The sequence below is a fragment of the Enterobacter sp. T2 genome, from assembly GCF_010692925.1.
GTDB lineage: Bacteria > Pseudomonadota > Gammaproteobacteria > Enterobacterales > Enterobacteriaceae > Enterobacter > Enterobacter kobei.
In genome coordinates this window covers 1906825-1933561 of record NZ_CP048736.1, presented here as the reverse complement: position 1 = coordinate 1933561, position 26737 = coordinate 1906825, and the positions used below count along the sequence as shown (strand labels likewise).

20 protein-coding genes and 1 other RNA gene are annotated in these 26737 nt (G+C 55.2%); 9 read left to right on the top strand and 12 right to left on the bottom strand.

Features of this window, described 5'->3' with window-relative positions; translation table 11 throughout:
• Window positions 1-69 precede the first annotated feature (69 nt).
• Window positions 70-2220 carry a formate dehydrogenase subunit alpha gene (gene fdhF / locus G0034_RS09185; protein WP_179120744.1) on the top strand — a complete coding sequence of 717 codons (2151 nt, stop codon included), beginning with the start codon at window positions 70-72 and terminating at the stop codon, window positions 2218-2220.
• 94 nt (window positions 2221-2314) lie between these two features.
• Here the strand turns inward: fdhF and G0034_RS09180 are convergent, their stop codons facing one another.
• From G0034_RS09180 to G0034_RS09155, 6 genes are all read right to left on the bottom strand, one after another.
• Window positions 2315-2956: a helix-turn-helix transcriptional regulator gene (locus G0034_RS09180; RefSeq protein ID WP_069601958.1), complete on the bottom strand. Its 642-nt coding sequence runs from the start codon at window positions 2954-2956 to the stop codon at window positions 2315-2317.
• Between the two features lies 1 nt (window position 2957).
• The gene (locus G0034_RS09175) at window positions 2958-3470 is read right to left on the bottom strand and encodes a fimbrial protein (protein ID WP_023332796.1); all 513 of its coding nucleotides are present in this window, start codon (window positions 3468-3470) and stop codon (window positions 2958-2960) included.
• Window positions 3471-3481: 11 nt separating this feature from the next.
• Window positions 3482-4429 carry a fimbrial protein gene (locus G0034_RS09170; RefSeq protein ID WP_023332795.1) on the bottom strand — a complete coding sequence of 316 codons (948 nt, stop codon included), beginning with the start codon at window positions 4427-4429 and terminating at the stop codon, window positions 3482-3484.
• An 11-nt stretch (window positions 4430-4440) separates the two neighbouring features.
• A complete protein-coding gene (locus G0034_RS09165) occupies window positions 4441-6969 on the bottom strand; it encodes a fimbria/pilus outer membrane usher protein (RefSeq protein ID WP_179121318.1) in 2529 nt (842 codons plus the stop codon).
• Between the two features lie 45 nt (window positions 6970-7014).
• Window positions 7015-7692, bottom strand: a complete 678-nt coding sequence (locus tag G0034_RS09160) for a fimbrial biogenesis chaperone (RefSeq protein ID WP_047626051.1) — start codon at window positions 7690-7692, stop codon at window positions 7015-7017.
• Between the two features lie 78 nt (window positions 7693-7770).
• Window positions 7771-8301, bottom strand: coding sequence for a fimbrial protein (locus tag G0034_RS09155; protein ID WP_032645360.1), 531 nt, complete (start codon window positions 8299-8301; stop codon window positions 7771-7773).
• Between the two features lie 418 nt (window positions 8302-8719).
• Between G0034_RS09155 and G0034_RS09150 the strand changes: the two genes are divergently transcribed.
• Window positions 8720-9379, top strand: coding sequence for a helix-turn-helix domain-containing protein (locus tag G0034_RS09150; RefSeq protein WP_179120743.1), 660 nt, complete (start codon window positions 8720-8722; stop codon window positions 9377-9379).
• A gap of 69 nt (window positions 9380-9448) precedes the next feature.
• Window positions 9449-10078: a helix-turn-helix domain-containing protein gene (locus G0034_RS09145; protein WP_179120742.1), complete on the top strand. Its 630-nt coding sequence runs from the start codon at window positions 9449-9451 to the stop codon at window positions 10076-10078.
• A gap of 50 nt (window positions 10079-10128) precedes the next feature.
• On the opposite strand, the gene G0034_RS09140 is transcribed toward G0034_RS09145, so the two are convergent.
• From G0034_RS09140 to ydiJ, 3 genes are all read right to left on the bottom strand, one after another.
• Window positions 10129-10323, bottom strand: a complete 195-nt coding sequence (locus tag G0034_RS09140; RefSeq protein ID WP_003857766.1) for a YdiH family protein — start codon at window positions 10321-10323, stop codon at window positions 10129-10131.
• Between the two features lie 85 nt (window positions 10324-10408).
• Window positions 10409-10819 carry a 1,4-dihydroxy-2-naphthoyl-CoA hydrolase gene (gene menI, locus G0034_RS09135; RefSeq protein WP_014883516.1) on the bottom strand — a complete coding sequence of 137 codons (411 nt, stop codon included), beginning with the start codon at window positions 10817-10819 and terminating at the stop codon, window positions 10409-10411.
• Window positions 10816-13872, bottom strand: coding sequence for a D-2-hydroxyglutarate dehydrogenase YdiJ (ydiJ, locus tag G0034_RS09130; protein ID WP_179120741.1), 3057 nt, complete (start codon window positions 13870-13872; stop codon window positions 10816-10818). Before ydiJ ends, menI begins: the two co-directional genes overlap by 4 nt.
• Before the next feature lie 200 nt (window positions 13873-14072).
• Between ydiJ and ydiK the strand changes: the two genes are divergently transcribed.
• Both ydiK and rprA read left to right on the top strand, forming a co-directional pair.
• Window positions 14073-15188, top strand: a complete 1116-nt coding sequence (gene ydiK / locus G0034_RS09125) for an AI-2E family transporter YdiK (protein WP_014883514.1) — start codon at window positions 14073-14075, stop codon at window positions 15186-15188.
• Between the two features lie 209 nt (window positions 15189-15397).
• Window positions 15398-15505, top strand: an RNA gene (rprA, locus tag G0034_RS09120) — antisense sRNA RprA.
• A gap of 5 nt (window positions 15506-15510) precedes the next feature.
• On the opposite strand, the gene G0034_RS09115 is transcribed toward rprA, so the two are convergent.
• The 3 genes from G0034_RS09115 to ppsA form a co-directional block, all read right to left on the bottom strand.
• On the bottom strand, window positions 15511-17886 hold the full coding sequence (locus G0034_RS09115) for a glycoside hydrolase family 3 N-terminal domain-containing protein (protein ID WP_179120740.1): 2376 nt from the start codon (window positions 17884-17886) through the stop codon (window positions 15511-15513).
• Between the two features lie 3 nt (window positions 17887-17889).
• The gene (locus tag G0034_RS09110; protein ID WP_014883512.1) at window positions 17890-19290 is read right to left on the bottom strand and encodes an MFS transporter; all 1401 of its coding nucleotides are present in this window, start codon (window positions 19288-19290) and stop codon (window positions 17890-17892) included.
• A gap of 233 nt (window positions 19291-19523) precedes the next feature.
• Window positions 19524-21902 carry a phosphoenolpyruvate synthase gene (ppsA, locus tag G0034_RS09105; protein WP_014883511.1) on the bottom strand — a complete coding sequence of 793 codons (2379 nt, stop codon included), beginning with the start codon at window positions 21900-21902 and terminating at the stop codon, window positions 19524-19526.
• Window positions 21903-22237: 335 nt separating this feature from the next.
• On the opposite strand from ppsA, the gene ppsR reads away from it, so the two are divergent.
• The 4 genes from ppsR (at window position 22238) to G0034_RS09085 (ending at window position 26722) form a co-directional block, all read left to right on the top strand.
• Window positions 22238-23071 (top strand): posphoenolpyruvate synthetase regulatory kinase/phosphorylase PpsR, encoded by an 834-nt coding sequence (gene ppsR, locus G0034_RS09100; RefSeq protein WP_014883510.1) that lies wholly within the window; start codon window positions 22238-22240, stop codon window positions 23069-23071.
• A 152-nt stretch (window positions 23072-23223) separates the two neighbouring features.
• Window positions 23224-24270: a 3-deoxy-7-phosphoheptulonate synthase AroH gene (gene aroH, locus G0034_RS09095; protein ID WP_179120739.1), complete on the top strand. Its 1047-nt coding sequence runs from the start codon at window positions 23224-23226 to the stop codon at window positions 24268-24270.
• A gap of 208 nt (window positions 24271-24478) precedes the next feature.
• Complete coding sequence (gene hemP, locus G0034_RS09090) at window positions 24479-24667, top strand: hemin uptake protein HemP (protein ID WP_014883508.1); 189 nt, start codon at window positions 24479-24481, stop codon at window positions 24665-24667.
• 72 nt (window positions 24668-24739) lie between these two features.
• On the top strand, window positions 24740-26722 hold the full coding sequence (locus G0034_RS09085; protein WP_047027208.1) for a TonB-dependent hemoglobin/transferrin/lactoferrin family receptor: 1983 nt from the start codon (window positions 24740-24742) through the stop codon (window positions 26720-26722).
• Window positions 26723-26737: the final 15 nt, after the last annotated feature.

Genomic DNA, 26737 nt, shown 5'->3' with positions numbered 1-26737 from the left:
TGCTTAATCCCTTTTACGGGACTGGGCTTACCAGTCATTTTGCTTCATTTCTTAACAGGTCTGTTATTGATGAATAAAATCGCCAGCGTCTGCCCTTACTGTGGTGCAGGCTGCAAATTAAACCTTGTTGTTGAAAATAACCGTATCCTCCGCGCCGAAGCGGCAGAGGGGGTCACAAACCAGGGGACCTTGTGCCTGAAAGGATTTTACGGCTGGGACTTCCTCAACGACACCCGTCTGCTCACTCCCCGCCTGACCCAACCGATGATCCGTTATCGTAAGGGAGAGGCATTCACCCCCGTGACCTGGGAAGAGGCTATCCGCTACACCGCCCACAAGCTCAGCAGTATCAAAGCGCAATTCGGTCCGCGCGCGATCATGACCACCGGTTCATCACGCGGCACCGGTAATGAAACCAACTACGTGATGCAAAAATTTGCCCGTGCGGTGTTGAACACGAACAACGTAGACTGCTGCGCGCGCGTTTGTCACGGCCCTTCCGTGGCCGGTTTACAGGAGACACTTGGCAACGGCGCAATGAGTAATTCAATCAACGATATTGAAAACTCAAAATGTCTGCTGGTATTTGGCTACAACTGCGCAGACTCCCACCCTATCGTCGCCCGTCGCGTGCTGAAAGCCCGGGAAAACGGTGCAAAAATCATCGTCTGCGATCCGCGCCGCATCGAAACGGCACGCATTGCCGACCAGCATCTGCAGTTGAAAAACGGCAGTAACATGGCGCTGGTCAACGCTTTTGGCTATGTGCTGCTGGAAGAGGAGCTGTACGACAAAAACTACGTCGCACGCTTTACTGAAGGGCTTGAAGCCTATCGGCAGACGGTCAAAGAGTATGCGCCAGAGCGGGTTGAACACCTCACCGGCATTTCCGCCAGTGACGTTCGTCAGGCAATGCGTACGTTCGCGGCGGCCCCTTCCGCCACCGTGATGTGGGGAATGGGCGTGACCCAGTTTGGTCAGGCTGTGGATGTGGTTAAAGGACTTTCCAGCCTGGCGTTGCTGACCGGCAATCTCGGCCGTCCTGCCGTCGGCGTCGGTCCCGTGCGTGGACAAAACAATGTTCAGGGTGCCTGTGACATGGGCGTGCTGCCGAATATGTTCCCCGGCTATCAGGATGTGACCGATCCCGCCGTCAGACAGAAGTTCGCCGATGCCTGGGGAATTGACGTCAACAAGATGGACGATCGCGTCGGGACGCGCATTACCGAAGTGCCTCACCTGGCGCTGGAAGGCAAGGTCAAAGCCTATTACATCATGGGGGAAGATCCGCTCCAGACGGAAGCCGATCTCGGCCTGGTCCGCAGCGGTTTTGACGCTCTCGATTTTGTCGTGGTTCAGGACATCTTTATGACCAAAACGGCGGAAGTGGCTGACGTGCTGCTCCCTGCCACCTCCTGGGGGGAACACGGCGGCGTCTTTACCTGTGCCGACAGGGGGTTCCAGCGTTTTGGCCAGGCCATTCAGGCCAGCGGCAACGTTAAGCGTGACTGGGAGATCATCAGCCTGCTCGCCACCGAAATGGGCTATCCGATGCACTACGACGATAACCAGCAGATCTGGGACGAGATGCGCGCGTTGTGCCCTCTTTTCTATGGCGTGACCTATGAAAAAATGGGCGAAATGGGCCACGTGCAGTGGCCGTGCCCGACGCTGGATCATCCGGGAACGCCATACCTGTACAAAGACAATCAGTTCGACACCCCAACCGGCAAGGGGCAGCTCTTTGCTGCACCGTGGCGCGCACCGGCAGAAACCCCTGATGATGACTACCCTCTTGTGCTCTGCACGGTGCGTGAAGTGGGACATTATTCCTGCCGATCAATGACCGGGAACTGCGCCGCGCTGCAAAGCCTGGCCGACGAACCTGGCCGGGTACAGATGCATCCAGCCGATGCGGATAAGCTGGGCATCCGTGACGGCCAGCTGGTGTGGGTTCGTTCACGCAGGGGCAAGGTCATCACCCGCGCCAGCATCAGTGAGCGTATCAACGCCGGTGCGGTCTATATGACCTACCAGTGGTGGATTGGCGCCTGCAACGAGTTAACGCAGGACAACCTGGACCCTGTCTCTAAAACGCCGGAAACCAAGTACTGCGCGGTAACGCTGGAAGCCATTGAGGACCAGCGCTGGGCGGAGGATTTTGCGGCGTCGTCTTACCAGACGATGAAAACGCGGTTGATCAATGCCGTGAACGTGTAAGGAAAAGAGGCTTAACAGTTTTGTAATTCGCAGAAACAGGGGCGCGATAATGAATGACACTATTGCGCCCCTGGTATGTTATTGGGAATACTGGTTAACCATGATGGTGAGTCAGATAGTCTCGCAACCGGTTTCCAGGAGTATTCTTCTCCACCATCCTGTGAATCAAGGCCACCAGTTCAAAATCACTGCGCAGGTTGAATTTTTGCATCAGCAAATATTTATGGGTAAAAATAGTTTTATCACTTGTTTTAAGCTTATTCGCGATCTGCCCTACCGATAATCCTTTGTAAAAACTTACCATAACGCGAATTTGCTGTGGCGATAATATTTTATGCTGGCATTCGCTGCAGCTTCTCTTCCTCCAGTGAAAACTTGAGAGCTGTGTGCGGTACCATGCGATAAACAGCGCCTCGGTGATCCTGTCCAGCGACGCGCGGCGCGAGATAAAAATCATATCCTGAAAACAGGACGGATATGTCGAGAAACGGTGTTCATCATCCACCAGCCCAACCACAATTCCTTTTTTCCGCGCCTGTAATTCGGGATAACAGGTCAGGGTTTCCCCCTGACATAAAGAGAGAAAAATAATATCGGCGGCACTGACATTTTCATGAGAAAGTTCGCCGTCAAAGTGAAGCAGATGTTTGAAATTATGAAAGAAGAAATCCTCAAGAAAACACTGCAATCCCGCTCTGAAAAATGCGTCGGTCTCTTTAATCACAATATTCAGCATATCAGTTGTACTGCATCGTCATGACCACGACGGCACTGATGCTCCCCGGCGTCGCACCGCCGGTGAAGGATCTGACCGATGCCAGCATGGCTATCGTTGCCGTTCTGTCTGCTGAAACAGGTTGAGTGAGGCTTGCACCCGTTCCTTTCAGCACGCCTGTCGCGGCCTCACTCATCGCAATCGCAACGTGCGTGGCTGAACCGCTGTTCATGTAATAATCCGCTCCCGCATCCGGATCGGGAGTGCCGGTAAAGGAGACCGTCACGCTGCGCGTCCCCGTCGGGCACTGGGTAAATAACAGGTTAAAGGGCACAGGATCGGATGAAGATCCCGGCGTAGCCATATTTGATGCCTGTATATTGCCAAGATTAATATTCAGACTGGCATTCCCTCCATTGAATATACACGGAGCGGCAATAATATTGCCGGTAACGCTGACATTAACGCTGTCCGCCGCAAAGATATTGCTGCTTATTACTGTGGCGGCGAGCGCGGCCGTGCGCAAAATATTCATCGCTTTATCCATCACTGATACGTCAAATTTAAGGTCGCAGAGGCATTGGCCGTGCCGGGCTCAACCGTCGTTTTTGTCTGGTAATAACGCGCCGTTAACGGAAATGTCTGCTGACCGCCCGCGGCAACGGTTAATGGCAGGCGCGTATTTAACGCCAGCGGCGTGCCGTTATAGAGCAACTGAACGCCAACCCCTTTCGCCGTGCCGGTATTCCCTTGCCCTGTAAGTGCCAGCACGCTCGTCGTCGCAACGTCCGGGTTCTGAATACCGCTGATAGAAACATTCACGTTGGCGCCAGGATCGCAGTTAAGTCCAAGATTTTGCGTATTCCGGGCGCCCGCCGGTGTGGTGCCCACCGTCGAGCCAAACGTCGCCGCAGAAATATCGCCGATAGGGAACGTCAGCTGCGGGGTGGTGATGCTGCAGGCCAGCACGTTAACCGTTCCCCCCAGCAGCGTGGTCGTCAGAGCATCACGGTAAATGCCATCGCTCCCCTGCAGCATCACCACGCCCAGTACTCCCGGCGTGAGTGAACCTGACGCGACCGGTCCGGTCACGATAAGTTCTATTTTACCGCCCCACCATTCGACATAGCTGGCCTGCGCGGTATAGGAAAAGGTATTGGTCGGATTTTCAAAATATCCCCCAGATGAAAAACGAATACCAATTCCACTCACGTTTGTGTCATAGACGTGATTTCCGAAAGCGCTCTGGGTTGCATTCAGATATCGCATGCTAAATCCCAGCATTACCGGACTCGTGCATCCCGTTAAATAGGCGCTGGTGATTGACGCATTACGCGAAAATAAAACGGTACCAACGGCCACATCGCGCTGCACCGTAATGGTGCCGATGGACAACGTAGATTCCTGGGGCGTAATCGTCGTGCAGGTGCCTGCATGGGCACTGCTCCAGCCTGCTGCGATACACAGCAGACATATCATCGTAATTAAGCGCATTTTAAAAAACCCTAAAGACAATTGACGTTGAGTTCGGTAATTCCGCCTGCCGATGATGGCGGAGGGAGGACGAACGGTGCGCGGCATTGCTGGTCGCTTTCCGTACCCCAGGTCACAACGACCGTTCCCCGCGCATCCAGACCGGTGAGATAGACCTGTCCTTTATCGCCAACAATAACGCTGCTGTTATCGACACCGTTCAGGCTCGCCATTGCACCGAAGGGAACAAAATGGCCGTTATGCGTTAAGTTAAACAACACCCGGCGCCCCACCTTCGCTTGATAATCAGCCACCACGATCGCGCCACGCGTCGGGGTCACTGTGCGGGTATTAATCTCCAGCTCAACATCATACGGCATACTTTCCGGAGCAAGGGCGATCTCATTCTTACGGTAAACGGAGAGGTTACTGACCACCGTATAGCCCCGGTAATCCGTTTTGACCCCCGCCTGATTACGGATATCAACATCGTGCGCACCCGGGGCGCTAACCAGCACATTGGTCTCACCGAGAGGCTGTGAGAAGGTGATCCCTTCCCGGTGAGCGAGAACGCCTCCCTGCAGGCCATAGTTAAGGCGCTCGCTGTTTTTGTCATAGCTGTAGCCCGCCGTCAGTTCAGCGTAGGTTCCTTTATAATCACCATTCAGGTTGCCCGTGTAGCCCACGCCATCCGACCCGTACCCCTGCTGCACGTTCCAGTTCAGCGCATGGTTTTCCAGCGCCACCCCGTTGAGACCGATGTTGTGTGTGGTGCCGTTATGCTGACTGGCGCTCACGCCATAGTTAGCCCAGGTTTGCGGCAAAAATTTCTCAAGGGGAATACTGACGTTGAAAGCCACGAGCCGATCGCTGTCGTATCGTTTATTACCATCATAAGAACCCGCACTGCCGTTTTTACTGTAAGTCCAGGTCAGTCCGTAACTGATGTTGTGCCAGTAGTTGTTGTAACCCAGGCTGTATGACGCCATCGTTTTACCCGAATTCCAGTAGTCTTCACGGGCCGCGCTCAGGGTCAGCGAACCCAGATTGTTGCCTAACGTCTGGCTCATCGTCAGTTCGGCCCGGTTGCGACGCCGGTCCTGAAGCGCAGTGCTGTCACCCCAGGAATCGAGGATCTCCTGCATGCCGTAGTAACCGCGGGTCGAGTAGCGGTAGCCTGCAATCGAAAACTGGGTTCCGGTCCCCACAAAGTTCTTGCTGTAACGCGCGCGCCAGGATTGCCCGTTGGATTTTTTGCCGTCCTGCGGGGTGGACCAGGCCTGGGTCACGTCCGCAGAAATCGCACCCAAATCGCCCATGTTTTTCCCGAGCCCGGCTGCGACAGACTGGTATTTGCTCGACGCCTGCAACCCACCGTAGAGCGTGACGCCCCGCGAAAGACCATAGATCCCGGTGATTTGCCCAAACGGCGTCTTCTCAACGTTATGGTTATAAGAGCGGTACTGGCCCCCGGTCACCGCATATTTCAGGCGCCCCTCGCGCTGTAATACCGGCAACGAGGCATACGGTAGAGTGAAATGTTGCTCACTGCCGTCAGCTTCCTTAATGGTGACATCCAGATCGCCCGCGCCGCCCGTGGGGTACATATCCGTAATTTCAAATGCACCAGGCGCAACATAGGTCTGATAAATCTGATAGCCATTTTGCCGCACCACCACCTGGGCATTGGTCCGCGCGATACCGCGAACCACGGGTGCATAACCTTTCAGCGAATCCGGCAGCATGTCGTCGTCGGAAGCCAGTTGCCCGCCGCGAAACGGCATACTGTCGAACACGTCTGCGGGCGCGGCGCTATCCCCCAGGGTGAGCTGTGCGTTGAGCGGGATAATGGCCCGCTGTGCGTAGGTGTAGACGGTATCCCACGTGTCCTGGCCCGCCTCATCCCGCGACCAGGTGGTGTAGTTGCGCAGCCGCCACGGCCCAACGTTAATGCCCGGGCGTAAGTTGGCGTATTGACTGTTACTATTCTTATTGCCGGCCTGTTTTGCCCGGCTGTTCGCCCCGCTCAGGCTGTAGTTGAGCATCGCGGCGGTGATCCCTTCATCCCATTGTTCCGGCGAAACATACCCTCGTGCAGGCAGATCGATCGCGGCCTGAGGAATACTGATGACCAGCCGCTGCGCGCTGAACTGAAAATCGGAACTGGCATGCGGGATTGCCTGCAGGTTGACACAGGATGTCGTTTCGCTCGTCAGGCCGGGGAACAGTGCGGTTTTGACGCCCCAGCTTTTTAGCTGTGCAATACTCAGGCAAGGCAACAGGCTGTCATTTCCCTTCTCATCGTTGCCTGCAATAAAATCAATATCGCCCGTCTCAATAAGCTGGTCGTCAAGAATGATATCAACATGGTATTTCCCTGGTGCCTGCGAACCGGATTCAAACGCAGATAAATCGGCTTTTGCCATCCCGGGATTATCCAGCTCCACCAGCTCGGCGTTAAAGGTTTCCCGGGCATGCGCCACAGATACAGCATGCGTCAGCGCGAAGGTGATATAAACAGCCAGACGCGCGGGTTGCATTTTTATATTTTTCGTTGCCATCATCATAAACCTGACCCACTAATGAGAGCGCCCGTTTTTCAACTATTAAAAACTGGCCTGATGTCTTATTCCCGGGCTGCCATAATCGTTAATCACGCTGAACTGGATCTGATTGCCAGAAATACCGGGCGGTAAGCTAAATGCAGCCACTGCGCCCGGCGCCACCCAGGAGGCCTCCTCCAGTTTTTTACCCCCGACGTTTATGTCATTAAAGTTAATGACATAGGGTGTAGGATTAGAGACCTGGATTTTATTTCCGCTGCGGGACCAGGTTAATTTATTTACCTGATCCTCCGGCGTTGACGCCTTCAGCTTTTCCGGACGATAAATAAGCTTGATGCGTGTCTTCACGGCAATCTGCAATGAATTAACCTGTTTCGTGGCTGACGGTATCGCTTTAATGTTCAGCCAGAACAGACTTTCCTTATCTTGCGGCAACGAGCCGGTGAGCAAAATACGTTCAATATTCTGCTGACCACCGTTAAGCCTGTAGAGCGGTGGGGTGATGATAAAAGGCGCTTTATTAGCATTACCTTCTGGCATCTCAATCCAGGACTGGATTAAGTAAGGGGCTTCATCCGCATTATTGATGCTGATGGAGGCTTCTTTTTTTCCACCATCAAAAATAACGCGGGTACCGCCAATAATAACCCCGGCAGAAGCCTGTGACAGCGACGCCATAATAACAGCCGCGCTCAGCAGGGCTTTGCTAATAACATTCATTTTGAACCTCTTGATACAAGGGGGCAATGACTGCCCCCACACAACACCTTGCGGAGCGGACTTTTTGCTGCTGAGTAATTAGTTATAAACAACAGAGAAGTTAGCGACGGAGTTTGCAGGACCGGATGTTACCGCTGCTGCCGTTGAAATATACTGCGCATAGAAATCCAACGTATTGTCAGCACTGCTGCTTAACGAATAGTTGTAGCTATTGCTGCTATGCAGCGGCAGGTCAGCTTTATCAGCAGTCATCAAATTGATGGCAACCCCGGTTGCGGCACCGGCGACGGACGTATCAATCGCCAGCAGATCCGTATTGGTCATATCGGGCGTGCCGTCAAAACGGACTTTGGCACTGGTCACGGTTACCGGACAATTCTTCAGAATAATATTGAATTTCGTTGCCGCCGTTCTTGAACCGGTGGTTGGAAATTCTGTTTTATAATAATCACCTAATACCACCACCTGGTTTTGAGAGGCCACCGCAACATCGCAGGCTGAATCCAGGATGTTGCCATTAAAGTTTACGGTGCCCGCAGCCGCAAAGGCATTGCCCATCATTAAGGCGGAACCTGCCGCTACCATTGCTAAAATAATATTCTTTTTCATAATCATCATGTTCCTGTTTACTGGATAACTTTATTTATTATTGAAATTCACGTAGCAGAAAGCCGATAAAAGAACCAGTTAACATTCTTTTATTTCCCAATCGATGGCATAAGGTCTTTCTGACTGACTGGATAAAATTTATATAATCATTTTCCTGAAAACAACTTTTTGATGGTCTAGCTGTAGACTGTGATTTAACGAAAAAACAACATTTATCACAGCAGAAAATTATCGAATAGTGAGCGAGTCTAATTGTAGACCCGACACACTTTCTCCTGTGATTCAGAACGTTAGACTCCTGAGATCCCCCGGTCTACTTTTAGACCTGCGGGGAATATTCCCTGAGTTCTTCATTTTTAAGATAATTCCCTTCGCAGATCAAAAATTGATCATACAAAGCGTCGCTGTGAGGTATCTTATGAATACGCGTTTAACCACCCAACTGAATAATCACCAGTCCTCAGTTCTGGATTTAAAACCGTTCGCCGATATAGACACGCTGATTAAACATGTTTTGCCTGTGGCCAACAGAATGATCATCGGCCGTGGCGAAACGGTACATTATTATAAAGATGATATTCGGCAATGCTTTCTGCTTCTCCAGGGGAGCGTGGCGCTTCATCGGCGCGGCGACGGCATTGTTTTAAACTCTGAATCTACTCCTTTTATTCTCGGTGTCAGCAGTCAGTTTTCCTCTGAGCACCTGTATGTCCGGGCGCTGGAGACCGCAGAGATCGCCCGCGTGCCGCTGGAGAGCTTCAATCAAATTGTGTCGCAACATAATTTATGGGAGCACTTTTCTAAGCTGCTTATTTATACCGCCTCGCGGGTCTACGAACACTGCGCGCAAATATCGCAAATGTCGGCCTACGATATTATCCGCTTCCAGCTTGTAGAACTGATGCAGGAACCCGACGCAATCCGGTTAAATACGACGGCGGCAGCCTACATCAAAAGCCGGACCTATCTTTCGCGCAGCGGAATTATGCGTATCCTCTCGGAACTGCGCACCGGGAAGTACATCACCATGGAGCGTGGCGTGTTGCTCGACATTCATCATCTGCCACGAAAATATTGACCGCCGCCGTGCCGCCAGAGACGATAGACGCTATACTTAGCCAGGTTTATTTAAAGGTTAGCAGCGACCATGTCCCTTCCAGAAACGTCTCAACGTGGCTCACCCTACGCGCAAGAGCTTATTTCTCACTTACTGCCTGACTGTACGACACGACAAACCGCTCGCGGCGAGCGACTTGACCTTCAGATCGATGGTCAGGGAATGTGCTATTTAATTCTTGAGGGAACGGTCGCTATCTACAGAAGAAGCGACGATATGATGCTCTCCACGGCCCGCAGCCCCGCCCTCTTCGGCCTCGCGAATCTGACCGACATTTATTTTAATGACTACCTCAAGACCGTAAGCCCTTGCCTCATAGGCACGCTCACCGCCGAGCGGGTTAATGACATCATCAAAGAAAAGGCCTTGTGGGGGCTGCTTTCAAAACAGCTCATGTTTGTTTATAGCCGTCTTTATAACAACGTGATGCCTCAGGGGGCACCGACGGCGTATGAGATGATTCGCCAGCAGCTCATAAAGCTGATGGAGGAAGATGATAGCTATCGCGGCAGCGTGACGGCGGAAAGGTATATCAGGGAGAAAACCCAGCTCTCCCGAAGCGGGGTCATGCGCATTCTGGCCGATTTAAAAACCGGCGGGTTTATCGAAATGGAAGAAGGCCGTCTGCTTAAAATCAACAAACTTCCTGCCAGATACTGAATGTCAGGCACAAAAAAGGCCGCAATTGCGGCCTTTTCAACAACACTCACTCAATGGACGTGAACGCCCAACCGCCAGGCAAAGTAGATCTCTTCTTTCAGTTCATTTGAAGAGAGCGCCAGCAAATCTGTAAATTCCAGCTCAAGCTGTTTCAGCTTTTTCAGGTACTGCGCCGGAGACAGGTTGCTCTTATCGCGACGTAAATATTCAATTGCCAGCTGTGTTGGGGTTATTTCAGTATCCATGATGTCCTCGCTTATGTACAAATCCTGGCCAGTATATCACAACCTGCTGGCTAGTTTTTGACCAAAGGCAATTCATCTGAAAACTTTACACGACCGCCGTCGTCAGACGCGACGAGCAGCAGAGGCGATCCTGCTCATCGAGGATATCAATCTGCCACACCTGGTGACGGCTGCCGGCATGGAGCGCGCGGCAAATACCCCGTACGCGTCCGCTGCGCACTGAGCGAATGTGGTTGGCATTCACCTCAAGCCCGACGACCTTCTGCTCACCTTCGGTGCAGAGATACCCTGCAACCGAGCCCAGCGTTTCGGCCAGCACGACGGACGCACCGCCGTGCAATAAACCAAACGGCTGATGAGTCCGATGATCGACAGGCATTGTGGCCTCAATATCATCGTCGCCAATGCGGGTAAACTGGATATCCAGCAGCCCAACCATATTCCCCTCGCCCATGGCATTCAGCGCCTGCAGCGTGACGGCACGTTTCCAGATCATCCAATTATCTCCAGTAAAGCCTGTAATGGGTGGCGTACGCCGTTACCTTCTACCCGTTTCACCTGGCTGCGGCAGGAGTAGCCCGTCGCCAGACAGCGGTTTCGCGGCAAACGCTGCATGGCCTGGTGCCAGGACAGCTCATAGATGCCGAGCGAGTTGGCGTGGTTTTTCACTTCATGACCGTACGTACCGGCCATCCCACAGCAGCCCACGTTAACGCTCTCCAGCTTCGCCCCGAACCGGGCAAAAATGGATGCCCACTGCGCCGGAGCGCCGGGCAGCGCCGTCACTTCCGTGCAGTGGCCGAACAGATACCATGGTTCACCGCTGACATCCTGAATCGCGCGCGCTTCCAGGGCTGACGGCAGCCACTCATGCACCAGCATGACGTGGAATTCTCCGCGCTTATCACCCAGCGTCTGTTTATATTCATCGCGATAGCAAAGCACCAGCGCCGGATCGACGCCGACCATGGGTATACCCAGTTGCGCCACACGGTTTAAGAAGTCAGCGGTTTTCCGCGCGGTCTTCGCAAAACGCGTCAGGAAGCCTTTAATGTGCTGCGCCTTGCCGTTGGGCGAGAACGGCAGAACCACGGGCTGATACCCCAGTTTTTCGGTCAGGCGGATGAAGTCCGCGACCACCTGGGCGTCGTAGTAGCTGGTGAACGGATCCTGCACCACCAGCACGACATTCGCTTTTTGCTCAAGGGTGAGCGCCTCAAGCTGTTCCAGGGTCATGTTTGCCGAGCGATGCCCGACAAGCTGGCGCTGCAGAGACGGCACCGACAGCAGCGGCAGATCGACCATACCGATATGCTTTTCGGAGAGCTTGCGCACCAGCGGCTGGTTGATAAAGAAGTTAAAGGTCTTAGGCGCGCGCGCCATCAGCGGTGCGTAACTTTCCACGGTTGCCACCAGATGGTCTCTCACCGGGCGCAGATAGCGCGTGTGGTAGAGCTTCAGGAAGCGCGAGCGGAACTCCGGCACATCGATCTTAATCGGGCATTGCGTCGAACAGGCTTTACAGGCCAGACAGCCGGACATCGCCTCTTTCACCTCATGGGAGAAATCATACTCGCCCTTACTGGCATGCCAGCTATTGCGGGTGCGCTCAATCAGCGAGCGCAGGCTGGCCCGTTTTTCCGGTATCTGCTGCTCCAGCCTGAGCGGATCAACGCCGCGATCGGCCAGCAGGCGCAGCCATTCGCGCACCAGGGTCGCCCGCCCTTTTGGAGAATGGATACGGTTGCTGGTGATTTTCATCGACGGGCACATCGGGCTTTTCACATCGAAGTTAAAGCACAGGCCATTGCCGTTACACTCCAACGCGCCGCGCCAGGAGGCTCGTACCGCAATTGGGATCTGCCTGTCGTAAGTCCCGCGTTTTACGGCATCCACCTGCAGCATTGGCGCATCCACGCCTTCAGGCGGGCAGATCTTTCCGGGATTGAGGCGGTTATGCGGGTCGAAGGCCGCTTTGACCTTGCGTAATTCCGCATAGAGCTGTTCGCCGAAGAAGGCCGGGCTGTATTCCGCGCGGAACCCTTTCCCGTGCTCCCCCCACAGCAGACCGCCATATTTGGCGGTCAAGGCCACCACATCGTCAGAGATCTGCTTCATCAGGATCTCCTGCTGCGGGTCGCACATGTCCAGCGCCGGGCGCACGTGCAGCACCCCGGCATCGACGTGGCCGAACATGCCGTAGCTCAGGCCGTGGCTGTCCAGCAACGCGCGAAACTCAACGATATAATCCGCCAGATGCTCAGGCGGCACGCAGGTGTCTTCGGCAAACGGAATCGGCTTCGCTGCGCCTTTTGCATTACCGAGCAGGCCCACGGCTTTTTTGCGCATCGCATAGATACGCTCAATACCGGCCAGATCGTTACAGAGCTGCCAGCCAATCACGCCGCCTTCACCCTGCGCAATAAGATCATCCAGACGCTGGCAGAGCGTCGTCACCTGGCTCTCAATCAGTTCCGCGTCATCGCCAGCAAACTCCACGATATTGAGACCCAGCATCTCTTTATCCGGCACGTCGGTAATCAGCTCCCGCACGGAGTGCCAGACAATGTCCTCCCGCGCCAGATTCAGCACTGTAGAGTCGACGGTTTCTACCGACAGCGCCTGCGCCTCAACCATAAACGGTGCATTACGCAGCGCGGAGTCGAAGGAGTCATATTTGACGTTCACCAGACGACGCACCTTCGGTAAACGGGTGATATCCAGCCGCGCCTCGGTGATAAACGCCAGCGTGCCTTCAGAGCCGGTCAACACCCGGGTTAAATCGAACTGCGTCAGATCGTCGTTAAAGACGTGACGCAAGTCGTAGCCCGTTAAGAAGCGGTTCAGTTTGGGGAATTTATCGAGGATCAGCTGGCGGTTGTCACGACAGCGCTCCAGCACCGTGCGATAAACACGCCCGATGGTGGTGTTGTCTTTACCCAGCGTTTCCGCCAGTTCGACCGGCATCGGCTGGGTATCAAGAATATCGCCACCCAGCAGAACCGCACGCACGCCCAGCACGTGATCGGAGGTTTTTCCGTAGACCAGCGACCCCTGACCGGACGCATCGGTATTGATCATGCCCCCAAGGGTCGCACGGTTACTGGTGGAGAGTTCCGGCGCGAAGAAGTAACCGTAAGGCTTGAGATACTGATTTAGCTGATCTTTGATGACGCCCGCTTCAACGCGCACCCATCCCTCTTCAGGATTGATCTCAATGATGCGGTTCATATAGCGCGACATGTCAATAATAATGCCCTGGTTCAGCGCCTGACCATTGGTCCCGGTGCCGCCGCCACGCGGCGTAAAGACCAGAGAGGCGAACCGCTCTTGCGTGGCCAGCCGGGCAATCAGCGCCACGTCGGCGGTTGAACGAGGGAAAACGACGGCATCGGGAAGAAGCTGGTAGATACTGTTATCGGTGGCCATCGTCAGCCTGTCGGCATAGTTCGTGGCGGTATCACCTGTAAAACCCTGTTGCTCCAGTGCCTGCAAAAAATTAAGCACCAGTTGAACGACGCCAGGTGCCTGAGAAATCTGTGGGATCATTACTGTCGACCCTAATTAGAGTAATGTGAAATCGTTTGCGTTGTGTCTGGAAAGTTTTATCACATTTTTTTCTTATGTGCTTCGTAGAATTACGGGCAAAATCCGCCTGTCAAAAACCGCTGAGATCATTAATGATTAGAGAGACGCGGTTTTCCGTTCCCGCCAGCCATACTGGCGTTCTTTTAAGGAAAGTTTTATTTATGGTCAATGTTCGCCAGCCCAGGGATGTTGCGCAAATTTTGCTGTCGGTGCTGTTCCTGGCCCTCATGATTATTGCCTGCTTGTGGATCGTTCAACCCTTTATTCTCGGCTTCGCCTGGGCCGGAACCGTTGTGGTGGCTACCTGGCCTTTGCTGCTGCGTTTGCAGAAACTGCTGTTCGGCCGTCGCGGTCTCGCCGTACTGGTGATGACGCTACTGTTGTTCCTGCTGTTTATTATTCCGATTGCCTTGCTGGTTAATAGCCTGGTGGACTCCAGTGGTCCGGTGATTCGTGCCGTTACCAGTGGCGATTTGACGCTGCCGGATCTCGCCTGGCTGAACAGCATCCCTGTTGTGGGTGCCAAACTCTATAGCGGCTGGCACAGCCTGCTGGAGATGGGCGGCAGCGCGCTGATGGCGAAAGTGCGTCCGTATATTGGCACCACCACCACCTGGTTTGTGGGTCAGGCGGCCCATATTGGTCGCTTTATGATGCACTGTACTCTGATGCTGCTGTTCAGCGCCCTGCTCTACTGGCGCGGCGAGCAGGTGGCGTTAGGCGTTCGTCACTTTGCCACCCGACTGGCGGGCAAACGCGGCGATGCCGCCGTGCTGCTGGCGGCACAGGCCGTGCGCGCCGTGGCGCTTGGCGTGGTGGTAACGGCCCTGGTACAGGCGGTGCTGGGCGGTATCGGCCTGGCGATTTCCGGTGTCCCGTACGCGACCGTCTTTACCGTTGTCATGCTGATGACCTGTCTTGCGCAACTGGGCCCCTTACTGGTGCTGGTTCCCAGCATTATCTGGCTTTACTGGACAGGTGACACCACGTGGGGAACGGTTCTGCTGGTGTGGAGCTGCGTGGTCGGCACCATGGATAACGTGATTCGCCCCATCCTCATCCGCATGGGCGCAGACCTGCCGCTGATTCTGATCCTCTCCGGGGTGATCGGTGGGTTGATTGCCTTCGGAATGATTGGCCTGTTTATTGGCCCGGTACTGCTCGCCGTGACCTGGCGTCTGTTCTCCGCCTGGGTGCATGAAATTCCACCGCCGGAAACTGACCCGGACGTGATTCTGGGCGAACTGGAAGAGCTGGAAGAGAAGAACACGCATTAAGTTTTGTTGCCGGGTGGCGCTAACGCTTACCCGGCCTACATTCTTCCCCATAATACTTAAACACTGCTAAAGTATTTATTCGTTGTACACTGGTCAGACCCGCCCTTTCAACAGTAAGTCTGCTATAAACCTCAAGAAATCTTTACTTCTCTTTAACTATTGAGACGAATCTGATCGACGCTAAAAGCGCACATGCCTACTATTAGCTCACGGTTATAGATCAACACCTTGATTTATAAGCATGGAAATCCCCTGAGTGAAACAACGAATTGCTGTGTGTAGTCTTTGCCCATCTCCCACGATGGGCTTTTTTTTATCCTGACTACGCGCGTGCCACTTCACAGGTACTGATCATCCGCCATTCAGCAGGTACAACCCGCGTCTCCCCGGTGACGTTGACCGACACGATCTCACGGATGTCCGCCGACGATGCGCCAATCTGCAGTTCAAACTCACCCGGCTCAACAATGCGCTTGCCATCACGACGGGTGAAGTTAAACATCTCCACCGGCAGCGTAAAGTTCAGCGTGGCGGTCTCCCCCGGCGAGAGCGTGACGCGCTGGAAGGCCTTCAGCTCATGGAGCGGTCGTACCTGCGTGGCGACCTTATCCCTGACGTAAACCTGCACCACTTCGCTGCCGCTGCGTTCGCCGTTATTGGTGACATCCAGACTGATGACCACCTCGCCGTCGACTGGCACGCTCGATGCCTCTACCTTCGCGGCTCCCCAGCTAAACTGCGTCCAGCCGAGACCGAAACCAAACGGATAACGTGCACCGAAGTGGAACGCGAACGGCGTCCCGCCGCTTTTCAGCTTGTGATTGTAGTAATACGGCATCGCGCCGGCGCTTTTCGGCACGCTCACCACCAGGCGCCCCTGCGGCTCGGCGCGACCGGTTAGCACGTCCGCAATCGCCCAGCCACCTTCCTGCCCTGGCGCCCATGCCATCATCAACGCCGCGACCTTATCCTCCAGCCCCTGCAGGTTGTAGGGACGCCCGCCGGTCATGACAACGATGACCGGTTTTCCGGTTGCCACCAGCGCGTCCAGTAGCTGTTGCTGCACGCCGGGCAGGTTTAGCGAGTCGGTATCGGAGCCTTCCCCTACCGTGCCGCTCTGGAACAGCCCTGCGAGGTCGCCGACGCAGGCCACCACCACATCACTCTGCTGCGCAGCGTTTACCGCCTCGGGGATCAAGGCGGTACTCTGCGAAACCGGTGACTGCTGCATCGGTTTACCGCCGCTGTCGCCAGGGAAGACAGGTGCACCCGCCATGCGTTTTTCGATAATGTGACACCCTTTGGCGTAGCGCACGTTCGCTGTGCCCAGGTAATGTTCCAGCGCCGCGCGCGGAGTCGTCACCTGCGAAGTCTCCTCCACCATATCGCTGATAATCAGGTGAACCGGGAAACTGTAGCCGCTGAGCAGGGCCAGCGGATCGTCTGCGGTCGGGCCCACCAGCGCCACGCGCGGTTTTCCACCGAGGGGCAAAATGCCGTTGTTTTCCAGAAGCGTGACAGATTGCGTCGCCACGTCCCGCGCGACCTGGCGGGTTGCCTCGTTTTGCAGATCGATCCCGTTTTCGTCGGCATACGGGTGTTCAAACAGCCCCAGCCGGAATTTTTCGGTCAGCACGCGCCCCACGATTTCATCGACTTTGTCCATGGAAATCAGCCCACGCTCAACGGCCTCTGCGAGGTGTCGTGCGCAGTCATCTTTCGGCAGTTCAACATCAAGCCCGGCGTTAAATGCCAGTGCGGCCGATTCCGCCGCATCGTGGGAAATGCCATGGTGCTGATGCAGCAGGCTGACGCCGCCATAATCCGCGACAATGATGCCGTCGAAACCCCACTGCTCACGCAACACGGTGGTCAACAGGAAGCTGTCACTGTGTCCCGGCTGATTATCAATGTCATGATAGGCGGGCATCACCGAACCGGCATTGGCCAGCTTGACCGCCATTTCAAACGGCAGCAGGAAGGTGTCGTTCAGCTCGCTAAAGCCCAGGTGGACCGGAGCATGGTTGCGCGCCCCTTCGCTGAACGAGTGACCCACGTAATGCTTAAGCGTCGCCAGCAGATCGCGCTTATCGCTCTGCAACCCTTTGACGTATGCCGTCGCCATCACCCCCACCAGCCACGGATCTTCCCCGAAGGTCTCTTCGGTGCGGCCCCAGCGCACGTCGCGGGAAACGTCCAGTACCGGGGCCAGCCCCTGCTGGCAGCCCACAGAGCGCGCCTCTTTGCCAATCTGCTCTGCTGCACGCTGCACAAGTTCAGGGTTCCAGGTGGAACCGTAATTCAGCGAGGACGGGAACAGCGTTGCGTCTTTGCATAGCAGTCCTACCAGACACTCCTCGTGGAACAGCGCAGGAATGCCGAGACGGGTCTCTTCCATCATCATACGTTGCAGGCGGTTCGCCGCGCGCACGCCGGTTTTTGCGTCAACAATATGGGTGCCCAGCGGGCGGGTGATCTGCCCGACGCCCAGTTTTAGCCGTTCCCCGAGCGACGCCTGCTCGCTCACACCGGCGAATTCGTCGCTCAGATCGCTTCGCTCGCGGTGGTTACCGTTTTCGTCGAGGATCAGCCAGTAGGCATGCATCTGGGCGAACTTCTCTTCCGGGGTCATACGCGCCAGTAAATCGGCGACGCGCTCGTGCACGGGACGTCCCGCGTCCTTATAGATAGCTGTCATGTTTTACTCCTGTAGTGCGGAAGGGGTTGCCGGGCTGAGCTGCCCCGCTTCGGGTCTGACCTCACGCTTGCTGGCCAGCTCACGGGCGATGGAATCCACCAGCCGGCTGTTAAGCTTGTAGATGGAAAGTAGCGCCACCATGCAGAGGAAGAGCGCGCATGGGATAAGGGTGAAAAGCGCGTTAATGGTCGACAGCACGTGCGGCGTCTGGGCTGCCTGGCCCGGCGCATAATCCACCATGCCCAGTACCCAGCCCACCACCGCCCCGCCGAGCGCCAGGCCAAATTTGATGGCAAACAGCGCGGTTGAGAAGACCAGCCCGTCCAGGCGACGGCCGCTGCGATGCTCTTCGTAGTCGACCACATCGGAGAACATGGTCCACTGGAGCGGCGTGGTGAGGTTTTGAATAAAGCTAAAGACAATGTTAAGGCCGAAGATCAGCCAGACCTGCGAAGGCGGCAGGAAGAAAATCAGCGCGCCGAAAATGACGAAGGAAATAATCGTCCACTGGTAAGCACGAACGCGGTCAAATTTACCCAGCAGCCGTTCAGATAATAATGCGCCGCTTAAGGAGGCCACCATTCCGGAAACAATAAAGGCAAATACCAGATCCGGGCGCAACAGCACATAGTTCACGTAATACATCGTGGCGGAGCCGCGCGTTACCACCGCGGTCAGCAGCAAAATATTAAACAGGAACACAATACGCCACTGGCTGTTGCGGCCCAGCAGTTTTAAATCGGTGAGCATGGAGCCGGAGGTATCATTGCGCGGAGAATACCGCTCGCGGGTCATCAGGAAGCAGCAGAAGAACAGCACAATGCCCAGCAGCCCCATCAGGCTCATGGCATAGAAATAGCCTTTCTGCACGTTGCCCTGGCCCAGCAGTGAGACCAGCGGCAAGGCGATAACCGTCACAATCAACCCGCCAATAAATGACAGACCAAAGCGCCATGACTGCAGGGAGTGACGCTCGCGCGGGTCCAGCGTGAGTGCGCCCGGCATGGCGCAGTAAGGCACGTTAATCGCGGAGTAAATCAGGCTCAGGATAGCGTAGGTCAGGCAGGCATAAACGATTTTAGCCGTCGGCCCGACGTCCGGTACATAGAAGGTGATAAGGCAGCTCACGCCAAAAGGAATGGCAAACCACAGCAGCCATGGACGGAAACGACCATGACGCGTCTGGGTGCGGTCAACCAGTGCGCCAATGCACGGGTCTACAAACGCATCAACCACGCGCACCACTAAAAACATGGTCCCCATAATGGCCGCGGGTAAACCAAAAACATCCGTATAGAAGTAAGCAAGAAATAACGTTGCCGTTTGCCAGACCAGCGCGCTGGCCATATCACCTAAGCCATAACCTATTTTATCTTTGGTACGCAATACAGAGGAAAGTGTCATTGTTATTTGCCTTTTTATCAGGTTAAAACGTATTTCAACCAGTTGCGCATCTTCTGAAGAGAAATGCGCAGTAAGGCTCAAGTATTAGCAACGCTTTGCGCGCTAACAATTGTCTAAATTAACAGACAAATTATGATATTTGGTTTTTTACTTTATTTGTGATGGGGAGCAAATATGAAATGAAATAAAAAAGGCGAGGAATAATATCCTCGCCTTTTCGGGTCATGCTGGCGTTACTTGTTCAGTTCCGCCAGGCTCAGCCAGGTTTGCACCACGGTGTCCGGGTTCAGGGACAGGCTATCAATCCCCTCCTCCATCAGCCAGGCGGCAAAGTCTTCATGGTCAGAAGGACCCTGACCACAAATCCCGACGTATTTACCCTGTTTCTTCGCCGCACGGATGGACATGGAGAGCAGCGCTTTCACCGCCTCGTTACGCTCATCGAACAGCTCAGAGACCACGCCGGAGTCACGGTCCAGACCCAGCGTCAGCTGCGTCATGTCGTTCGAGCCGATAGAGAAGCCGTCAAAGTGCTCGAGGAACTGCTCGGCCAGCAGGGCGTTGGACGGGATCTCACACATCATGATGATCTTCAGTCCGTTTTCACCGCGCTTGAGCCCCTGACGCGCCAGCTCGTCCACTACCGCTTTCGCCTGATCCACCGTACGCACGAACGGGATCATGATTTCGACGTTGGTCAGCCCCATGTCGTTGCGCACGCGTTTCACCGCTTCACACTCCAGCGCGAAGCAGTCGCGGAAGCTGTCGGACACGTAGCGTCCGGCGCCGCGGAAGCCCAGCATTGGGTTCTCTTCTTCCGGCTCGTAGCGCTCACCGCCGACCAGGTTGGCGTATTCGTTTGACTTAAAGTCAGACAGACGCACGATCACACGTTTCGGGTAGAACGCCGCGCCCAGCGTGGCGATCCCTTCGGTCAGACGGCCAACGTAGAACTCTTTCGGCGAGTCGTAGCCTTTCATCATCTCGCGGATTTCGTTCTGCAGTTTCGCGTCCTGGTCGTCAAACTCCAGCAGCGCACGCGGGTGCACGCCGATCATGCGGTTGATGATAAATTCCAGACGCGCCAGGCCAACGCCTTCGTTCGGCAGGCAGGCGAAGTCAAACGCACGGTCCGGGTTACCGACGTTCATCATAATTTTCAGCGGCAGATCCGGCATGGTATCCACGCTGGAGCTCTTCACGCTGAAGTCGAGGATATCGGCATACACGTAGCCCGTATCGCCTTCGGCACAGGAGACGGTTACGTTCTGTCCGTCCTTCATGCGTTCGGTTGCGTCACCGCAGCCGACAACCGCAGGAATACCCAGTTCGCGGGCAATGATCGCCGCATGGCAGGTACGACCGCCGCGGTTGGTGACGATGGCCGCCGCTTTCTTCATGATCGGTTCCCAGTCCGGGTCGGTCATGTCGGTCACCAGTACGTCGCCTGGCTCAATACGGTTCATCTCGCTGATGTCGTGGATCACTTTCACCGGACCGGCACCGATGCGGTGACCAATCGCGCGACCTTCCGCCACAATTTTGCCCTGGGCGTGCAGCGTATAACGCTCCATCACCTGACCGCGAGAACGGACGGTCTCCGGACGCGCCTGGACGATAAACAGCTTGCCGGTGTTCCCGTCTTTCGCCCATTCGATATCCATCGGACGGCCGTAGTGTTTTTCAATCTGCACCGCCTGCTTCGCCAGTTCCTGCACTTCGGCGTCGGTCAGGGAGAAGCGGTCGCGCTGCTCCTGCGGCACATCTTCAATCTTAACCTGCTTGCCATGCTCCTGGGTTGGGGCATAGATCATGCGGATTTTTTTCGAGCCCATGGTGCGGCGCACCACCGCCGGGCGACCCGCGGCCAGCGTCGGCTTGTGTACATAAAATTCGTCAGGGTTCACCGCGCCCTGCACCACCATCTCACCCAGACCCCATGCAGAGGTGATGAACACCACCTGGTCGAAGCCCGATTCGGTATCGATGGAGAACATCACGCCGGATGAGCCTACGTCTGAACGCACCATGCGCTGGACGCCAGCGGAGAGCGCGACGCCGCGATGGTCGTAGCCCTGGTGCACGCGATAGGAGATGGCGCGGTCGTTGAACAGGGAAGCAAATACGTGCTTCACGGCCACCAGCACCGCATCATAGCCCTGAACGTTCAGGAAGGTTTCCTGCTGCCCGGCGAACGACGCGTCCGGCATGTCTTCTGCGGTTGCGGAAGAACGCACGGCAAAGGAGGCCTGCGCATCGTCAGCGGAGAGCTGGTTGTAAGCATCGTGAATGGCTTTTTCCAGTTCCGGCTGGAAAGGTGTGTCGATGATCCACTGGCGGATCTGCGCCCCGGCTTTAGCAAGCTCGGTCACATCATCAATATCCGTTTTATCCAGCAGGTCGTAAATGCGCTGGTTTACACCGCTCTGGTCTAAAAACAGGTTAAACGCATCGGCGGTTGTGGCAAACCCGTTTGGTACGGAAACACCCATACCGGACAGATTTGTAATCATTTCACCCAGGGAGGCATTTTTGCCCCCAACTCTGTCTACATCATTCATGCCGAGTTGGTTATACCAAAGCACCAGCGGTGACGAGCCATTGTTGGACATCGAAACAATCCTTTTGTGATATTTGATCGGAGTAAGTAACACCTGACTACGTATTTATACTGGCATATTTATTTGCGCTAAAAAAACGGTGAATCGTGTAAGCAATTTAAATTTTCAACTTTTCGGATAGTTTCCCACCAGCGATTAACCCGATGATTCCTCTATATTCAGCCGTTAACCACAAAAATTAAGTCGCTATTTGAAAAATGAAATCCACTTTTCAGGAAAATCAAAAACAGTGTTTCATTCATAATTAGGATAAGTTCTTTGCTGTGGAAATTACTTTTTTAATTTATGCTTTCAGACAATTACGTATGATATTCAGGGTGGGTAAAATGGATAATGCTGTCGATCGTCATGTTTTTTATATTTCTGATGGTACGGCGATCACCGCCGAGGTGCTGGGCCACGCGGTCATGTCGCAGTTCCCCGTATCGATTAACAGCATCACGCTGCCGTTCGTGGAAAATGAGAGCCGCGCCAAAGCGGTGAAGGACCAGATCGACGCCATCTACCAGCAGACCGGTGTCCGTCCGCTGGTGTTCTACTCCATCGTTATCCCCGAAATTCGCCACATCATTTTGCAAAGCGAGGGCTTCTGCCAGGATATCGTCCAGGCGCTGGTGGCCCCGCTCCAGAGCGAGCTGAAGCTTGACCCGACGCCTATCGCCCACCGTACCCATGGGCTGAACCCCGGCAACCTGACCAAATACGATGCGCGTATTGCCGCCATCGACTACACCCTGGCGCATGACGATGGTATTTCTCTGCGCAATCTCGACCAGGCACAGGTGATTTTACTTGGCGTGTCGCGTTGCGGTAAAACGCCGACCAGCCTCTATCTGGCGATGCAGTTCGGCATTCGCGCCGCCAACTACCCCTTTATTGCCGACGACATGGATAACCTGGTGCTGCCCGCTGCGCTCAAGCCGCTGCAGCATAAGCTGTTCGGACTAACGATTAACCCGGAGCGTCTGGCCGCGATCCGCGAAGAACGCCGCGAGAACAGCCGCTACGCCTCCATGCGCCAGTGCCGCATGGAGGTCTCCGAAGTGGAAGCGCTGTACCGCAAAAACCAGATCCCGTGGCTGAACAGCACTAACTATTCGGTAGAAGAGATCGCCACCAAAATTCTCGACATCATGGGACTTAATCGTCGCATGTACTAATATGCTAGTACATTAACTCAGATTCGGGTATCATCCTCTGCAACAACGGGGCGGTATCGCCCCGAACTTGAAATCAGCAGGGATTGGTTTAATGTGATGCCCATCACTTCCCGGTAGTCTGCCGATGAAGCAAAAATTTTCTGAGACAAATCATGAATAAAACCGACGAACTCCGCACGGCGCGCATTGACAGCCTGGTCACACCGGCTGAACTGGCTCAGCGGCATCCCGTTTCCGCCACGGTTGCGGAACATGTTACGGCCTCCCGCCGACGTATTGAAAAAATCCTGAATGGTGAAGACAAGCGTCTTCTGGTCGTGATTGGCCCTTGCTCTATCCACGATCTGGATGCAGCACTGGATTATGCCAAACGCCTTCAGGGACTGCGGGATAAGTATCAGCATCGCCTTGAAATTGTGATGCGCACCTACTTTGAAAAACCGCGTACCGTGGTGGGCTGGAAAGGGCTGATTTCCGATCCCGATCTCAACGGCAGCTATCGTGTGAATCACGGTATCGAACTGGCACGCAAGCTGCTGCTCCAGGTCAACGAGCTGGGCGTCCCAACGGCGACTGAATTTCTCGATATGGTGACCGGGCAATTTATTGCCGATTTGATCAGCTGGGGCGCGATCGGCGCACGCACCACTGAAAGCCAGATCCACCGCGAGATGGCCTCCGCCCTCTCCTGTCCGGTCGGCTTTAAAAACGGGACCGATGGCAACACCCGTATCGCTGTTGACGCGATCCGCGCCTCGCGTGCCAGCCACATGTTCCTGTCGCCGGATAAAAGTGGTCATATGACTATCTACCAGACCAGCGGTAACCCTTACGGGCACATCATTATGCGTGGCGGGAAGAAACCCAATTACCATGCCGACGATATCGCCGCCGCCTGCAAAACACTGGCCGAATTCGATCTGCCGGAACATCTGGTGGTGGACTTTAGCCACGGTAACTGCCAGAAGCAGCACCGCCGCCAGCTGGACGTTTGCGATGAAATTTGCCAGCAGATCCGCAGCGGTTCAACCGCCATCGCGGGTATTATGGCCGAAAGCTTTATCAAGGAAGGCACGCAGAAAATCGTTGCCGGACAGCAGATGGTGTACGGCCAGTCAATCACCGATCCGTGCCTGAGCTGGGAAGACAGCGAACTGCTGCTGGAAAAGCTGGCGTCTGCGATAGATACGCGCTTCTGACCCCCGCCGGGTGGCGCTGCGCTTACCCGGCCTACGGTTCGTGCCCTTCTCCCTCTCCCCATGGGAGAGGGTCGGGGTGAGGGCATCAGACCGCACCTTCCCCCAAAATTTGATCCCGTCACATTATTTTCACAAAAACGCTTGCCGTGAAATTGTAGTTTATTGATAATGATTATCATTGTTACATTGATTGTTATTTATAAACATTATGTCACCTACGGATAACCGCGCGGCAACGCCAGCAAACAAACACACAGCGCCCGCCCCTGCCTCCACCGATCGTCGCATCGACAGCAAAAGCCTGCTGGGTGATGAGGGCCGGGTGATTATCGAGCATGACGGCCAGCACTACCTGCTGCGCCAGACGAATGCCGGAAAATTGATCCTCACAAAATAAACCAAAACATTCGCCAGCCACCCAGGTGACCCCCAGGCAGCCAGCGCTTTCGATTCTTTATGGAGAGTTGCTATGCCACACCTGCATACCGCATGTTTACGCCCGTCACTTCTGGCGCTGGCGATTGTCAGTACCCTGCCGGGCGTCGCGTTTGCTGCCGCAGATGAAATAACCGTCACCGCGACCGGCAACGCCCGTAGCGCCTTCGAAGCCCCGATGATGGTGAGCGTGATTGACGCCGCTGCCCCGGAAAAACAGACCGCCAGCTCTGCCGCCGACCTGCTGCGTAACGTGCCAGGCCTGACGCTGGACGGCACCGGCCGCACCAACGGTCAGGACGTTAATCTGCGCGGTTATGACCGACGCGGCGTGCTGGTGCTGGTTGACGGCGTGCGTCAGGGTACCGACACCGGACACCTCAACAGCACGTTCCTCGACCCGGCGCTGATAAAACGTATCGAAGTTGTGCGCGGTCCGTCGGCGCTGCTCTACGGCAGCGGTGCGCTGGGTGGCGTGATTTCCTATGACACCGTTGACGCCAGAGATCTCCTGGAACCGGGCAAAAACAGCGGTTACCGCGTGTTTGGTACCGGTGCGACAGGCGATCATAGCCTCGGGATGGGGGCCAGCGCCTATGGCCGCACCGATACGCTTGACGGTCTGGTGTCATGGTCCAGCCGTGACCGCGGCGATATCCGCCAGAGCGACGGCAAGCGTGCCCCAAACGACGAATCCATTAATAACATGCTGGCGAAAGGCAGCTGGAAAATCGACCCGGCTCAGACGTTAAGCGGCTCCCTGCGCTACTACAACAACGCCGCGCAGGAGCCGAAAAACCCGCAAACTCCCGATGCCACCAGCAGCAACCCCATCACCGACCGCTCCACCATCCAGCGTGATGCACAGCTGGGTTACCGTCTGGCGCCGGAAGGGAACGACTGGCTGAACGCCGATGCAAAAGTTTACTGGTCAGAGGCGCGCATAAATGCCCAGAACATCGACAGCACCGGTGAGTTCCGCAAGCAGACCACCAAAGGCGGCAAAGTAGAAAACCGTACCCGCCTGTTCGGCGACACCTTTGCCTCTCACCTTTTGACCTACGGCGGGGAATATTATCGTCAGGAACAACGTCCGGGTGGCACCACTACCGGCTTCCCGGAGGCGAAAATCGACTTTAGCTCCGGCTGGCTGCAGGATGAAATCACCCTGCGCGATCTGCCCGTTACCCTGCTGGGCGGCACGCGCTATGACAACTATCGGGGTAGCAGCGAGGGCTACGACGACGTGGATGCCGACAAGTGGTCCTCCCGAGCCGGGTTAACCGTCAGCCCTACCGACTGGCTGATGCTGTTTGGCTCTTACGCTCAGGCCTTCCGCGCCCCGACCATGGGCGAGATGTATAACGACGCCAAACACTTCTCCATCGGCAGTTTCTACACTAACTACTGGGTGCCTAACCCGAACCTGCGCCCGGAAACCAACGAAACGCAGGAGTTTGGTTTTGGCCTGCGCTTTGACGACCTGATGCTCGCCAACGACGGGCTGGAGTTCAAGGCCAGCTATTTCGATACCAAAGCCAAAGATTACATCTCCACCACCGTCAATTTTGCCGCGGCGACCACCATGTCGTACAACGTTCCGAACGCCAAAATCTGGGGCTGGGACGTGATGGCAAAATACTCGGCTGACCTGTTTAACCTCGATCTGGCCTATAACCGCACGCGCGGAAAAGATACCGATACCGGCGAGTACATCTCCAGCATCAACCCGGACACCGTCACCAGCAGGCTGGATATTCCGGTGGCGCAAAGCGGCTTCTCCGTGGGCTGGATCGGCACCTTTGTCGATCGTTCAACCCATGTCAGCAGCAGTTACAGCAAACAGCCGGGCTATGCGGTCAACGACATCTACGTCAGCTATAAGGGCCAGGAGCAGCTCAAGGGCATCACCACCACGCTGGTGCTGGGTAACGCCTTCGACAAGGAGTACTGGTCTCCTCAGGGTATTCCGCAGGACGGTCGTAACGGCAAGATTTTTGTGAGTTATCAGTGGTAATTCCCCGCGGGGCAA